At 73.2% G+C, this 13,739-nt stretch carries 14 protein-coding genes; 11 read left to right on the forward strand and 3 right to left on the reverse strand.

Features of this window, described 5'->3' with window-relative positions; all coding sequences use genetic code 11:
• Nucleotides 1-34: 34 nt before the first annotated feature.
• The 7 genes from ACYVP9_RS01725 to ACYVP9_RS01755 all read left to right on the forward strand — a co-directional run bounded on the left by ACYVP9_RS01725 (nt 35) and on the right by ACYVP9_RS01755 (nt 7,817).
• Nucleotides 35-859 carry a TIGR03936 family radical SAM-associated protein gene (locus ACYVP9_RS01725; protein ID WP_460602957.1) on the forward strand — a complete coding sequence of 275 codons (825 nt, stop codon included), beginning with the start codon at nt 35-37 and terminating at the stop codon, nt 857-859.
• 128 nt (nt 860-987) lie between these two features.
• Nucleotides 988-4,140: a translation initiation factor IF-2 N-terminal domain-containing protein gene (locus tag ACYVP9_RS01730; RefSeq protein ID WP_460602958.1), complete on the forward strand. Its 3,153-nt coding sequence runs from the start codon at nt 988-990 to the stop codon at nt 4,138-4,140.
• A 137-nt stretch (nt 4,141-4,277) separates the two neighbouring features.
• On the forward strand, nt 4,278-4,589 hold the full coding sequence (gene rplU, locus ACYVP9_RS01735) for a large ribosomal subunit protein bL21 (protein WP_460602959.1): 312 nt from the start codon (nt 4,278-4,280) through the stop codon (nt 4,587-4,589).
• 24 nt (nt 4,590-4,613) lie between these two features.
• Nucleotides 4,614-4,871 carry a bL27 family ribosomal protein gene (gene rpmA, locus ACYVP9_RS01740; RefSeq protein WP_460602960.1) on the forward strand — a complete coding sequence of 86 codons (258 nt, stop codon included), beginning with the start codon at nt 4,614-4,616 and terminating at the stop codon, nt 4,869-4,871.
• 83 nt (nt 4,872-4,954) lie between these two features.
• Nucleotides 4,955-6,439, forward strand: a complete 1,485-nt coding sequence (obgE, locus tag ACYVP9_RS01745) for a GTPase Obg (RefSeq protein ID WP_460602961.1) — start codon at nt 4,955-4,957, stop codon at nt 6,437-6,439.
• Nucleotides 6,430-7,527 carry a glutamate 5-kinase gene (proB, locus tag ACYVP9_RS01750; protein ID WP_460604267.1) on the forward strand — a complete coding sequence of 366 codons (1,098 nt, stop codon included), beginning with the start codon at nt 6,430-6,432 and terminating at the stop codon, nt 7,525-7,527. Before obgE ends, proB begins: the two co-directional genes overlap by 10 nt.
• A 26-nt stretch (nt 7,528-7,553) precedes the next feature.
• Complete coding sequence (locus ACYVP9_RS01755) at nt 7,554-7,817, forward strand: LapA family protein (RefSeq protein ID WP_460602962.1); 264 nt, start codon at nt 7,554-7,556, stop codon at nt 7,815-7,817.
• On the opposite strand, the gene ACYVP9_RS01760 is transcribed toward ACYVP9_RS01755, so the two are convergent.
• Both ACYVP9_RS01760 and ACYVP9_RS01765 read right to left on the reverse strand, forming a co-directional pair.
• Nucleotides 7,786-8,919, reverse strand: a complete 1,134-nt coding sequence (locus ACYVP9_RS01760) for an MFS transporter (RefSeq protein ID WP_460602963.1) — start codon at nt 8,917-8,919, stop codon at nt 7,786-7,788. The genes ACYVP9_RS01755 and ACYVP9_RS01760 overlap by 32 nt on opposite strands.
• 105 nt (nt 8,920-9,024) lie before the next feature.
• Nucleotides 9,025-9,804 carry a helix-turn-helix domain-containing protein gene (locus ACYVP9_RS01765; protein ID WP_460602964.1) on the reverse strand — a complete coding sequence of 260 codons (780 nt, stop codon included), beginning with the start codon at nt 9,802-9,804 and terminating at the stop codon, nt 9,025-9,027.
• A 115-nt stretch (nt 9,805-9,919) separates the two neighbouring features.
• Between ACYVP9_RS01765 and ACYVP9_RS01770 the strand changes: the two genes are divergently transcribed.
• Nucleotides 9,920-10,285, forward strand: coding sequence for a nuclear transport factor 2 family protein (locus ACYVP9_RS01770; RefSeq protein ID WP_460602965.1), 366 nt, complete (start codon nt 9,920-9,922; stop codon nt 10,283-10,285).
• A gap of 40 nt (nt 10,286-10,325) precedes the next feature.
• The gene (locus ACYVP9_RS01775) at nt 10,326-11,309 is read left to right on the forward strand and encodes a sulfotransferase family protein (protein ID WP_460602966.1); all 984 of its coding nucleotides are present in this window, start codon (nt 10,326-10,328) and stop codon (nt 11,307-11,309) included.
• Here the strand turns inward: ACYVP9_RS01775 and ACYVP9_RS01780 are convergent.
• Nucleotides 11,225-12,130: a glycoside hydrolase family protein gene (locus ACYVP9_RS01780; protein WP_460602967.1), complete on the reverse strand. Its 906-nt coding sequence runs from the start codon at nt 12,128-12,130 to the stop codon at nt 11,225-11,227. The genes ACYVP9_RS01775 and ACYVP9_RS01780 overlap by 85 nt on opposite strands.
• Before the next feature lie 23 nt (nt 12,131-12,153).
• On the opposite strand from ACYVP9_RS01780, the gene ACYVP9_RS01785 reads away from it, so the two are divergent.
• The gene (locus ACYVP9_RS01785; protein ID WP_460602968.1) at nt 12,154-12,633 is read left to right on the forward strand and encodes an OsmC family protein; all 480 of its coding nucleotides are present in this window, start codon (nt 12,154-12,156) and stop codon (nt 12,631-12,633) included.
• A gap of 19 nt (nt 12,634-12,652) precedes the next feature.
• On the forward strand, nt 12,653-13,714 hold the full coding sequence (locus ACYVP9_RS01790; protein WP_460602969.1) for a prenyltransferase: 1,062 nt from the start codon (nt 12,653-12,655) through the stop codon (nt 13,712-13,714).
• Nucleotides 13,715-13,739 lie beyond the last annotated feature (25 nt).

Raw genomic sequence — 13,739 nt, forward strand, 5'->3', positions numbered from 1 at the left:
AGGAGGCCGTGCGGCCGTGCGGCAGACTCGGGCCATGGCCCGCCGAACCCCCGAAGGACCGCCACCACCCCCGGTGGTCCAGCGGCTGCGGCTGCGTTACGCCAAGCGCGGACGGCTGCGGTTCACCTCGCACCGCGACTTCGCGCGCGCATTCGAGCGGGCGCTGCGCCGGGCGCAGGTGCCGATGGCCTACTCGGCCGGGTTCTCGCCCCACCCGCGCATCAGCTGGGTCGGCGCGTCGCCGACCGGGGTGGCGAGCGAGGCCGAGTACGTCGAGATCGGCCTAGCCCGCGAGGTCGAGCCCGAGACGCTGCGGGCGTCCCTCGACGCCGCGTTGCCGCCCGGCCTCGACATCGTCGAGGTGGTCGAGGTCCCCGCGCAGGGCGCGGGATCGCTCGCCGACCGGATGGAGGTCTCGCGCTGGCGCATCGCCCTGCCCGGCGTCGACACCGACACCGCACGCACCGCCCTCGCGACCTTCCTCGGCCGCGACGAGGTGGGCATCGAGCGGATGACGAAGAGCGGCCGGCGGACGGTCGACGTGCGCGGGCCGGTGCTGCGTGCGGACGTGTCCGAGGAGACGCCCGCCGACGGCGCTGACGACCCGTCCGCGCGTGCCGACGTGGCGACCGGCACACCGCATGCGATACTGACGATGGTCGTCCGGCAGGTCACCCCCACCGTGCGGCCCGACGATCTCGTGCTCGCGCTGCGCGACGTCGCCGGACTCGCCCTCTCCGGTCCCGCGATCGCGGTCCGGGAGGCGCAGGGCCCGCTCGACGACGACGGCACGATCGGCGATCCGCTCGCCGCCGACCGAACCCGGTCCGCGGCGCACCCGCCGATCAGCGGCTCGTGATCCGGTCATCCGCACCACCGCAGACTTCGCGCGGCACCTCACGGTTCCCGCGCCACAACCGCCTCTGCGCGGCCGCGTCCTGACGGGCGCGCCCGGAGGCCGATAGGAGCATTCAGTTGCCCGGCAAGATGAGACTCTCCGCGCTCGCCAAGGAGCTCGGACTCACCAGCAAGCAGGCCATCTCGGCCCTCGCCGAACTCGGCGTCACCGTCAAGACGGCGTCATCGTCCGTCGAGCCGCAGGACGCCGACCGGCTCCGCGAGCACACCGGCGGGGCCGGTACCCCGTCCCCCGAGCCGTCACCGGAACCGTCCGCCGTCACCGAGAGCGCGACGCCCGAGCCGGCCGCCGCCGCCGAGTCCGCCGCGGAACCCCCGGCGGACGTGTCCGCCGAGGCGCCCGCGCCCGCCAAGAAGGCCGCCCGCAAGCGCAGCCGCAAGGCCGCCCTCGCCGCGGCCCCGTCCGCCGACGAGACCGCCACCGACGCGTCCGCCACCGGCGCGTCCACCGGCGCGTCCGCCACCGACGAGGCCGGCGCGACTGCCGCCGAGGCACCCGCCATGGCCGCCCCCGGCGTGCTGTTCATGCCGCCGACGGTCGAGGCGGACGACGCCGCGCCGGCCAAGCCCGCCCGCAAGCGGGCCCGCAAGACCGTGAAGGCGACCGACCCGGCCGCAGCCGGGTCCGACACCCTGACCGACGCCACCGCGTCCGTCGTGGCGGGCGCACCCACCGACACCTCCGACTCGACTTCTTCCGACCCGGCGGCCGCCGCCTCCGACGGTGACTCCGACGCGAGCGATCCCGACGACGTCCGTGAGACCGCGGCCGAGCAGGCCAGCGGGGCCCGCCGCCGGCGTCGCCGCGGCCGCCGGGGGCGGGGCGGCAACCAGAACGCCGAGTCCCGCGACAACGCCGACGCCACCGACGACGGCTCCGGCACCGATGGGGACGATCCGTCCTCGGCCACGGCCGAGCAGGCCGAGGGGACGGACGGTTCCGAGGGCTCCGACGCGCCCGAGGGTTCCGACGCCGCCGAGGGTGCCGAGGGTGCCGACAACTCCGAGGGCGGCAGCGGCAGCCGCCGGCGCCGTCGCCGGCGCCGGTCGGGCTCGAACGACGACGCCGGGGACGCGTCCGGCAACGACGACCCGCCGAACACCGTCACCCACGTCCGCGACACCAAGAAGAAGGACGGGCGCGACGCCGACGACGACGGCGTCAAGGGCGTCAAGGGTTCGACCCGGCTCGAGGCCAAGCGGCAGCGGCGCCGCGACGGCCGCGACACCAACCGCAAGCGGGCGCCCATCCTGTCCGAGGCCGAGTTCCTCGCCCGCCGCGAGGCCGTCGACCGCGTGATGGCCGTCCGGCAGCGGGGCGACCGCACCCAGATCGCCGTCCTCGAGGACGACGTGCTCGTCGAGCACTACGTCACGCGGGCCAGCGCCACGTCCTACGTCGGCAACGTCTACCTCGGCCGGGTGCAGAACGTGCTCCCGTCGATGGAGGCCGCGTTCGTCGACATCGGCAAGGGCCGCAACGGCGTGCTCTACGCCGGCGAGGTCAACTGGGACGCCGCCGGTCTCGAGGGCAAGTCGCGAGCGATCGAGCAGGCGCTGAAGTCCGGCGACAGCGTCCTCGTCCAGGTCACCAAGGACCCGATCGGTCACAAGGGCGCGCGGCTCACCAGCCAGATCTCGCTGCCCGGACGGTTCCTGGTCTACGTGCCCGGTGGCGGCATGACCGGCATCAGCCGGCGCCTGCCCGACACGGAGCGGCACCGCCTCAAGGCCATCCTGAAGAAGATCGTCCCCGACGACGCCGGCGTCATCGTCCGTACCGCCGCCGAAGGCGCGAGCGAGGAGGACCTCACTCGCGACGTCGAACGGTTGCAGGCGCAGTGGGAGACGATCCAGAGCAAGGCCGAGCAGAAGAAGAACGCGCCCGTGCTCATGCACGGCGAACCCGACCTCGCCATCCGCGTCGTCCGCGACGTCTTCAACGAGGACTTCAAGAAGCTCGTCGTCGAGGGCGACGACGCGTGGGCGACCGTCTCGGAGTACGTGCAGGGCGTCGCCCCCGATCTCGCGGAGCGGGTGTCCCGGCACACCGCCGAGACCGACCTGTTCCGCGACCTGCGGGTGGACGAGCAGCTGATGAAGGCCCTCGACCGCAAGGTGTGGTTGCCCTCCGGCGGCTCGCTCGTCATCGACCGCACCGAGGCGATGACGGTCGTCGACGTCAACACCGGCAAGTTCGTCGGCTCCGGCGGCAACCTCGAGCAGACCGTCACCCGCAACAACCTCGAGGCGGCCGAGGAGATCGTCCGGCAGCTGCGGCTGCGTGACGTCGGCGGCATCGTGGTCATCGACTTCATCGACATGGTCCTGGAATCCAACCGTGACCTCGTGCTGCGGCGACTCACCGAGTGCCTCGGCCGCGACCGCACCAAGCACCAGGTCGCCGAGGTCACCTCGCTCGGCCTGGTGCAGATGACCCGCAAGCGCGTCGGCGAGGGCCTGCTCGAGGCCTTCAGCGAGCCGTGCGAGCACTGCCACGGCCGGGGTGTCATCGTCCACACCGACCCGGTCGACCACGGGTCGAACGGGTCGGGCAGCAACGGTGGCAACGGCAACGGTGCCAACGGTGGGGGGAGCAACGCCGGCGACGACGAGCGCGGCGGACGGGGCAAGCGTCGGCGCGGGCGCAACAACAACGGCTCCGGGTCCGCTGCGGCCTCCGAGGCCGAGGAGGAGGCGCCGCCCGCGAACGACGAGCAGCGCAAGGCGGCGGCCGCCGCGATCGCGGCCATCCACCGCGCCGCCGAGGGCGGCACCGACGAGGACGGCGACCAGGGCCGCGACGACGCCGCGGGGGCCGAGGTGGCCGAGCTCGCGTCCGGGCTGGTGCAGGCCGTGATGCGGGTCGACTCGCAGGGCGTCGTCGAACGCACCGAGCAGCCGCCCGCGTCCACCGAGCCGCCCGCGCCCGCGGAGCAGTCCGAGCAGCCCGAGCAGTCCGAGCAGTCCGAGCAGTCCGAGCAGTCCGAGCAGCCCGCGCAGCCCGCGCAGGCGGCGCCGCCGCAGGGCGGGGCCGACGTCCGCACGGAACCCGACGACCCCACCCGGGCCGCGGTGCAGAGCACCGCGGCGTCCGAGCTGGGACAGCCGCAGCCCTCCGGGGCGGGCGCCCCGGCGAACGGCACCACCCCCGTCCGGCGCCGGCGCCGGGCGGCGAGCCGCCCCGCCGGACCGCCCGCGCCGGTGGCCACGGAGTCGTAGTGAGCGGCGCTGCCCGGGGGCGTTTTGCCCCCGGACAGGCCCGTGCCGTAATCTGAACAACGGCCCATCACGTGGTGGGCCTCTTGACTGTCGAGACCGCTCGGATGACGCGGTCGACCAAGTGAGGTGCTTTCCCGATGTACGCCATCGTCAAGACCGGCGGCAAGCAGTACAAGGTCGCCGAGGGCGATGTGATCGAGGTCGAGAAGCTCGACGCGGCGCCGGGCGCCGAGGTCGCGCTCGCCGCGATCCTGCTCGTCGACGGCGGCAGCATCACCCACGAGGCCGAGAAGCTGGCGAAGGCCACCATCACCGCCGAGGTGGTCGACCAGCACAAGGGCCCGAAGATCAAGATCCACAAGTTCAAGAACAAGACCGGCTACCACAAGCGGCAGGGTCACCGTCAGCAGCTGACCTCGCTGCGCATCACCGGCGTCAGCGCCAAGTAGTCCGCGAGTAGGGGAGACACCGCCATGGCACACAAGAAGGGCGCGTCCAGCTCGCGCAACGGCCGCGACTCGAACCCGCAGTACCTCGGGGTCAAGCGTTTCGGTGGCCAGGTCGTGAAGACCGGCGAGATCATCGTCCGGCAGCGCGGCACCAAGTTCCACCCCGGCGCCAACGTGGGCCGCGGCAAGGACGACACCCTGTTCGCGCTCCAGCCGGGCGCGGTGCAGTTCGGTACGTCGCGTGGCCGCAAGACGGTCAACATCGTCCCGGCCGCGGTCTAGGACCCGGCCGACCACAGCTCCACGTCGGGGCGGTACCGGGCAACCGGTGCCGCCCCGACGCGCTTAATCATGAAGGGCCACCGATGGCCAAGTTCCTCGACCGCGTGATCCTCCACGTCGCCGCCGGCGACGGCGCCCACGGCGTCGCGTCGATCCACCGCGAGAAGTTCAAGCCGCTGGGCGGCCCCGACGGCGGCAACGGCGGCAACGGCGGCGACGTCGTCCTCGTCGTCGACCAGAACGTTCACACGCTGCTCGACTTCCACCACCACCCGCACCGCCGCGCCGGCAACGGCGGCCAGGCCGCCGGTGACCACCGCAACGGCGGCCAGGGCAAACACCTCGAGCTGCGCGTCCCCGAGGGCACCGTCGTGCTCGCCTACGACGTCGAGGACGGTCCCGGCGAGGTGCTCGCCGACCTCGCGCAGCCGGGTGACCGCTTCGTCGTGGCGCACGGCGGTCGCGGTGGTCTCGGCAACGCCGCGCTCGCCTCGACCCGGCGCAAGGCGCCCGGGTTCGCGCTGCTCGGCGAGCCGGGCGAGGCGCGCGACATCGTCCTCGAACTGAAGAGCGTCGCCGACGTCGGTCTGGTCGGTTTCCCCAGCGCGGGCAAGTCGTCGCTGGTGGCGGCGCTGTCGGCGGCGCGGCCCAAGATCGCCGACTACCCGTTCACGACGCTGGTGCCCAACCTCGGTGTGGTCGCCGCCGGCGAGCACACGTTCACCGTCGCCGACGTGCCCGGACTCATCCCGGGCGCGGCGGCGGGCAAGGGTCTCGGCCTCGACTTCCTGCGCCACGTCGAGCGGTGCGCGGTGCTGTTGCACGTGCTCGACTGCGCCACCCTCGAACCCGGCCGCGACCCGCTCAGCGACCTCGACGCGCTCGAGGCCGAGCTCGCGCAGTACGAGGGCACGTTCGGCGAGCTGCTCGCCAAGCCGCGTCTCGTCGCGTTGAACAAGGTCGACGTGCCCGAGGCGCAGGAGCTCGCCGAGCTCGTCCGTCCCGATCTCGAGGCGCGCGGCCTGCGGGTGTTCGAGATCTCCGCCGTCTCGCACGCGGGTCTGCGTCAACTCACGTTCGCCCTCGCCGAGGCCGTCGCCGCCGACCGCGCCGAGCGCATCGTCACCACTCCGGCGCGCATCGTGCTCACCCCGCGCGCGGTGAACGAGCAGGACTTCACCGTCACGCCCGACCCCGACGAGCCGGGCGGCTTCGTCGTGCGCGGCGCCAAGCCCGAGCGCTGGGTCAAGCAGACGATGTTCGACAACGACGAGGCCGTCGGCTACCTCGCCGACCGGCTGGCCCGGCTCGGGGTGGAGAAGAAGCTCACCGAACTGGGAGCCCAGCGCGGCGCGTCCGTCACGATCGGCGACGTCAGTTTCGACTTCGAACCGACCGCCGGCGTCGACGAGGAGGACTGGGTCGAGACCGAGGCGTCGGACGACTTCGTACCCGGACGCCGCGGCGAGGACGAGCGGTTGTCGTCGAACAAGCGGGTGCGTGCCAACGAGCGGCTCGCCGCGAAGAAGGCCCGCCGCGACGGCGTCAGCTGGCAGGAATCGCCGTGACCCGCGAGGCCGTCGCCGGTGCCCGCCGAACGGTGGTCAAGGTCGGGTCGTCGTCCCTGACCGCGCAGGGCCGGCTCGACCCGCACCGGCTGCAGACGGTCGTCGACGCGGTCGCCGCCCGACTGTCCGACGACCGCCAGGTCGTGCTGGTGTCCTCCGGCGCCATCGCCGCCGGCATCGCCCCGTTGGGGCTCGCCGCCCGGCCGCGCGATCTCGCGACGCAGCAGGCGGCCGCCAGCGTCGGCCAGCTGCTGCTCGCCGAGCGGTACGCGGCGGCGTTCGCGCAGCACGGCCGCACCGTCGGACAGGTGCTGTTGACCGCCGACGATCTGCACCGCCGCGGGCACTACCGCAACGCCGAGCAGACGCTCGAGAAGCTGCTCGGCCTCGACGTGCTGCCGATCGTCAACGAGAACGACACCGTCGCCACCCACGAGATCCGCTTCGGCGACAACGACCGGCTCGCCGCGCTCGTCGCGCACGTGGTGCATGCGGACGCGCTCGTGCTCCTCAGCGACGTCGACGGCCTCTACACCGGCAAGCCCGGCCGGGACGGTTCGGAGTTCATCCCCGAGGTGCGGGCAATGTCCGACCTCGACGGCATCGACGTCAGCCGCTCGGGCAGTCACGTCGGGTCCGGCGGCATGGTCACGAAGCTCGACGCCGCTGCCATCGCGACCAGCGAGGGCATCCCCGTGCTGCTCGGTTCGGCCGCGCAGATCACCGAGGTGCTCGCCGGACGGGCGGGCACCGTCTTCCACGCCGCGGGAGAGCGCAGCGCGTCGCGGTTGTTCTGGCTGCGCCACGCCACGACGGCACGCGGCCGGCTCGAACTCGACGCCGGCGCGGTGAACGCGATCGTCCGGCGCCGCATGTCGTTGCTGCCCGCCGGTGTCACTGCGGTGTCCGGCGAGTTCTACTCCGGCGAGCCCGTCGACCTCGTCGGCCCGGACGGCGTGGCGGTCGCCCGCGGCCTGGTCGGCTACGACGCGGCGGACCTGCCGCCGCTGCTCGGCCATCGCACCCACGACCTGCCGGCGGAGTACCGACGTGAGCTGGTGCACCGCGACGACCTCGTGGTGCTGTAGCTGCGTTTACTGGGTAAACAATGGGCATGACAGCTCCGCAGCAGCCCACCGCCGCCCCGTCCAGCACGCCGGCGACCACGAAGCGCAACGTCTCGGTCGGGCAGGTGCTCGCAGGCATCCTGCTCGTGCTCATCGTCGTGTTCGTCGTCGAGAACACCCGCACGGTGCCGATCCGGTTCATCGCCGGACCCGAGGTCAAGGTGCCCGTCTACCTGGCGATCCTCATCGCCGCCGTGGTCGGCGCGCTCGTCGCCTCGCTCATGCGCTTCCGGCGTCAGCACAAGAAGTAGGCCGCACGCCCAGGGCGACGACAGCGGCGAGCACGTAGCAGCCGGCCACCGCGGCGACGGTGGCCGGCCAGCCGCCGTCCGCCCACGCCAGACCGATGACGGTGCCGCCGATGCCGGACCCCAGGTAGTAGCTCAGCAGGTAGAGCGCCGCCGCCTGCGACTTGTGCCCGGCGGCGCGGGACGACGTCCAGCCGCTGGCCACCGAGTGGGCTGCGAAGTAGCCCGCCGTGAACACCACGACGCCGGCCAGGATCAACGGCAGCACGTCGACCAAGGTGACCGCGAGACCGCACAGCGCCAGCAGGATCGATCCCACGACCACGCGGCGCCGGCCGACGCGTTGCGCCAGTCGTGCCGCGAGCGTCGAGGTCACGGTCCCCGCGAGATAGGCGAGGAACACCAGCCCGACGACCGACGGCGAGAGCCGGAACGGCGCCGCGGAGAGCCGGTACGTCAGGTAGTTGTACGTGGCCACGAAGCCGCCCATGAGCAGCAACGCGACCACGCACAACCGGACGATGCCGCGATCGCGCAGATGTGCGCGAACGACACCGCGCTCGGCCCGCGGCGCCGGGAAGCGCGGTGGTGGCACGACCCTGGCGAACAGCACGGTGCCCGCCGCGCCCACGCCGGCCAGCGCCGCCATCGACCAGCGCCACGATGCGAACTCGCTCACTCCGGCGGGCACGAGCCGGCCGACCAGGCCTCCGACAGTCGTGCCGGAGACGTACACGCCGATCGCCGCCGTCGCCGCGCCGGGCGCGACCTCGGTGCTGATGTGGCCCATCGCGACGGCGACCACGGTCGCGAGCGCGACGCCGTCGACTGCGCGGAACGCGAGCAGCAGGCCGAAGGAGGGTGCCGCCGCGGCGCCCAGCACGCTGGCCGACGCCACCGCGAGCCCCGCGACCATGACCCGTGTGCGGCCCCACCGCTCGGCCAGCGCCGACATCGGCAGCACCGTCAGCGCGAGCGCGCCCGTGCTCACCGCGACGGTCAGGCTGGCGGCGGTGGCGCCGACCCCGAACGCCGCACCCACGTCGGGCAGCAGGGCCTGGGTGGCGTAGAGCATGGCGAGCGCCGACATGCCCGCCGCGAGCATGGCGACGTTGAGCCGGCGCAGTTCGGGGGAGCCCGCGGCGATGCGCTCGCGGGTGCCGGCGGTGGTCAGGCCGGACGCACCGTTGACCGGGTCACGCCTGCCACGCTACCCGCCGGCAGGCGCCCGCAACCGGTCCGCGGTGGCGGCGTCCGCCGGGTAGAAGGACTCGATCACGAGCTCCTCGACGGTGACGTCCGCGGCCGTTTCGACCGCGGCGGCGACGGAGAAGAACGCCAGCTCGCCGTCGTCGCCGCGCAGGCGCAGCGGCACCACGACGTCGTCGACGGGCGACGGGTCGGACCCGCCCGGGTAGGCGACCAGCTCGCGGTGCAGCGCGACGAGACGGTCGTCCCCCGTCGCGGCCGCACGGTGCCGCACCTGCGTCAGCAACCGCGCCCGCCACTGCGCGAGGTTCACGATGCGTGGCGCCATGCCGTCCGGGTGCAGGCTCAGGCGCAGCACGTTGACCGGCGGCTCGAGCAGGTGCGGCGCGCAGCCGGCCGTCAGCAGCGGCACGGTCGTGTTCGCGTCCTGCAGCTCCCACCACCGGTTGATCACCAGGGCGGGGTACGGCTCGTGTCCCGTCAGCACGAGTCGCAGTGCGTCGCGAACGCGCGCCAGCTCGGGGGCGTCCAGCCGGTGCTGCGGATACGCGGGCGCGTACCCGCCCGCCAGCAGTAGCTCGTTGCGCTCGCGCAGCGGTACCTCGAGATGGTCGCTGAGCCGCAGGATCATCTGCGGCGTCGGACGCGAGCGGCCGGTCTCGACGAAGCTGAGGTGCCGCGTCGAGACCTCCGCGCGCGACGAGAGCTCCAGCTGGCTCAACCGCCGCCGCTCGCGCCAGTGCCGCAGCAGCTCGCCGACCGGCCGCGTGGACGTCGTCATGGCCGCGACGCTAGCGACGCACCCGGCACCGCGGCGATGACCTCGGAGGGAATCGACCCGCCGCACGTCGCCGGGAGAGGGTCGGATCGTCCGACCGACTCGAAGGAGAAAACCGATGACCACCTCCACCACCACCCTCGTCGACGACTACCTCGCCTGCTGGAACGAGACGGACCCGTCCGCCCGCCGGGAACGCATGGCGGCTCTCTTCACCCCCGACGCCACCTACGTCGACCCGCTGGCCGTCGCCGAAGGCCTCGACCAGCTCGACGCCACGATCGGGGCGGTGCAGCGGCAGTTCGCCGGCATGGTGTTCACCCCGCACGGCGACGCCGACGCCCACCACGACCAGGTGCGCTTCGGATGGGGCCTCGGTCCCGCCGGCGCCGAGCCGCTCGTGCTCGGGTTCGACGTCGTCGTCACCGCCGCGGACGGCCGCATCGAGCAGGTGCTGGGCTTCCTGGACCGCGTGCCGTCCTGACCGTGCATTGCCTACTCGGCCGGTGGGTAAAGTAGGCATCATGGCACTGCCGGACTTCCTGCTGATCGGTGCCCCCAAGGCGGGGTCGACCGCGCTGCACGCGGCGCTGGTGCAGCACCCGCAGCTGCACCTGTCCGACCCGAAGGAGCCGAAGTTCTTCCTGACGGGCGGACGTCGGCCCCGCCGCGAGCACCAGCGCGGTCCCGGCGACGCGCACAGCGCCCGGGAGTGGGTCTGGCGCCGCGACCGCTACGAGAGGCTGTTCGAGGGGGCGCCGGCGGGGACGCTCACGGGGGAGAGCACGCCGTTCTACCTCTGGGATCCGGCCGCCCACCTTCGCCTGAGGCAGACCGTCCCGGACGCCAGGCTGATCGCCGTCATCCGTGACCCGGTCGACCGCGCGTACAGCAACTGGACGCACTTACGGGCCGACGGGCTCGAACCGGAGGCCGACTTCCTGCGCGCGTGCGACCTGGAGGAGCAGCGGGCCGCGCAGGGGTGGGCGCCGTTCTGGCGCTATCAGGGGTTGGGGAGGTACGGGGAACAGCTGCAGCACCTGTTCGCACACTTCCCGCGCGAGCAGGTGGCGGTCGTGCGCTACAAGGAGCTCGTCGACGCGCCCGTGGCGACGCTCGACAGGCTGTGCACGTTTCTCCGCGTCGAGCCGGGGGTGGTGGCCTCCGTCCCCGGCTCGAACGTCTCGCGGTGGGCGGCCGACGGCGTGGTCAACAGTGGCCTGCGCCTGGCCGTCCGCGGCGGCGCCGCGCTGGGGTCGTACGTGCACCCGCGGCTCTGGCGCCAGGCCTCGCGGCCGCTGATCGCGGCGCTGCACCGCGGCAGCCCGTCCCGCCCGACGTTGGACGTCACCGTGCGCCGCGAGCTCGTCGGACGTTTCGCCGACGACGTCCGGCTGCTCGAACGGCTGCTCGATGCCGACTTTCAGGACTGGCTGGGCGACTCCGGCCGCGGCACGTACGCGGTGCGCAGGTCGTTGGCGCCGTCCGACCGGGACGCCTCCCAGTAGAACCGCGTGCCCAACGGCGTCTCGGCCAACGACACGTAACGCACCGTCCGTCCGGACGGGGTCGGGCCCGCGACGGCGGTGAACGCGTCCGGGCCGTCGCCCACCGCGACGCCCGTGCGCTCGAACCAGTTCTCGGCTGCCGAGGCACGCCCGTCGTAGAACGCGACCCACTCGGCGCCGCTGCGCACGACCGACGTGATGCGGGTGCCGCGGGCGTCCCACGAGCCCTCCGTCGGCCGCAGCGCGGTCGCGCGTTCGGTCCAGGCCAGACCGTCGTCGCTCGTGAGGTGGACGGACGTCATGCGGTCGGCCTCGTCGTCGCCGCCGTCGAGCGGGTGACGGCACGCCCACATCTGCCAGCCGGCTCCGGCGCGGCGGACGACGACGTCCTTCCACGCGGTGGCGTCGTCGCCGGGCAGCACCACGGTGCGGCGGCCGTCGGGCAGGCCCTCGAGGGTGTCGGCCTCGATGGCCTCGACCCACCAGTGCTTGGAACTCTCGGTCGAGCACGAGACGTAGAGCCGCCAGCCGGTGTCCAGGGGTACGAGCGCGGGCCGCTCGAGCGAGGCGCACGCGAACTGCTCGGCGGTGACGGTCGCAACGGTCTCGAAGCGCTCGCCGTCGTCGCTGCGGGCGATCACGTTGGCGTAGCCGCGGCCCTCGGTGACCGGCCGGCGCAACCGGTAGGCGAGGTGGAAGCTGCCGTCCTGCCAGACCGCGGACGGCCCACCGGCCCAGAAACCCACGCCCTCGCCGGGCGGGTCGATCACGACGGTGGCGTCGGCGTCGGCGATCACGTCCAGCAGAGCGGTGGGGTTCACGGAGCCGACCTTAGGGTGGGTCCATGGCCGACGACCGCAGCAGCCGTCGCGAGCACCGCTTCGTCACCGAGCTGACCTGGGCGGGCAGCACCGCGGCCGGCTATCGCGAGTACGGACGCGACCACACCGTGCGGGTGCCCGAGGCCGGGCTCGAGCTGCGCGCGACCGCCGACGCGGCGTTCCGGGGCGACCCGTCCCTCGTCAACCCCGAGCAGTTGCTGCTGGCCGCGGCGAGTTCGTGCCAGCTGCTCGCGTTCCTCGCCGTGGCCGCCCGCCACGACATCGACGTGCGCGACTACACCGACACCGCCGAGGCGGTCATGCCCGTGACCCGCGAACCGATGTCGATCACCCGCATCGTGCTGCGGCCCGTGGTCACGGTCGCCCGCGGTACCGACCACGAGGCCGTGGTGCGCGCGCTGCACCAGGGGCACGACGAGTGCTTCATCGCCAACTCGCTGCGCAGCGAGATCGTGCTCGATCCCACCGTGCGGGACGTCTGAGCGGTCGTACCCTCGAAACATGAGCACTTCCGCGCCCCCGAAGGGATCCGCACCGGCCGACAGGCGAGGGCCGTTCGCCTGGGTGGGTGCGTTCACCGGCTTCTACCCGGCGCAGGCGCAGGAGTTCGCCCACCTCGACCCGGTCACCCGGTTCCTCTACGCCGCCCGCAGCGTCATCCTCGTCATCTCGGCGCAGTCGGCGGTCATGGCCGGCCTGCTCGCCGCCGGCGACCGCCGCTTCGGCACCGACACGGTGCTGCCGTTCGTGCTGTTGTTCGTCGCCTACGTGGTGTTGCACGCGGTCAGCAACCTGTCGAACGACTTCTTCGGCTACCGCCGCGGCCACGACACCGAGGACTCGCCGCGGCGCCGCTACACGCTGCACCCGATCGCGAGCGGCGCCGTCACGCCGCGGCTGCTGGGCACCGGACTGGTCGTGCTGGCCGTGGTGTCGGCCGCCGTCGCGGTCTACTTCGTGGCCCTGCGGGGCTGGCCGGCGGTCTGGCTGACCGTCGCCGGTGCCGTGCTGCTCTACGCCTACGACGCCGCCCCGCGCGCGCTGAAGGAACTCGGGCTCGGCGAGGTCGCGGCGTTCGTCGTGTGGGGTCCGCTCATGATCGGCGGGGGCTACTACGTGATCACCGGTCAGTGGTCGGGCGCCGCGTTCGCCGCGTCGGTGCCCCCCGGCCTCGGGGTCATGTCCATCCTCGTGGGCAAGCACATCGACCAGCGCGAGTTCGACGACACCCAGCACCAGCGGACGCTGCCGCTCATCCTCGGCGACACCGTCGCCCGGGCGTTCAACCAGGTGTCCGTCGCGGCGATGTACGCCGTCACCGTGATCGCGATCCTCACCGGGTCGCTGACCCCGTTCACGCTGCTCGTGCTGCTCGCGGCGCCCCGCGCCGCCCGGGCGCTGCGCGTGATGTCGCACCCGGCGCCGGCCGAGCCGCCGGCCGGGTACGTCGGCTGGCCGCTCTGGTACCACCGCGTCTGCCTCGTGCACAACCGCGCCTTCGGCTGGCTGTTCATCGCCGGCCTCGCGGTCGGTGCGTTCCTGCCGGACGTCCGCATCGGCTGACCGGCCTGTCCGGCCTGCTTGGACG

The organism is Jatrophihabitans fulvus (assembly GCF_054781375.1).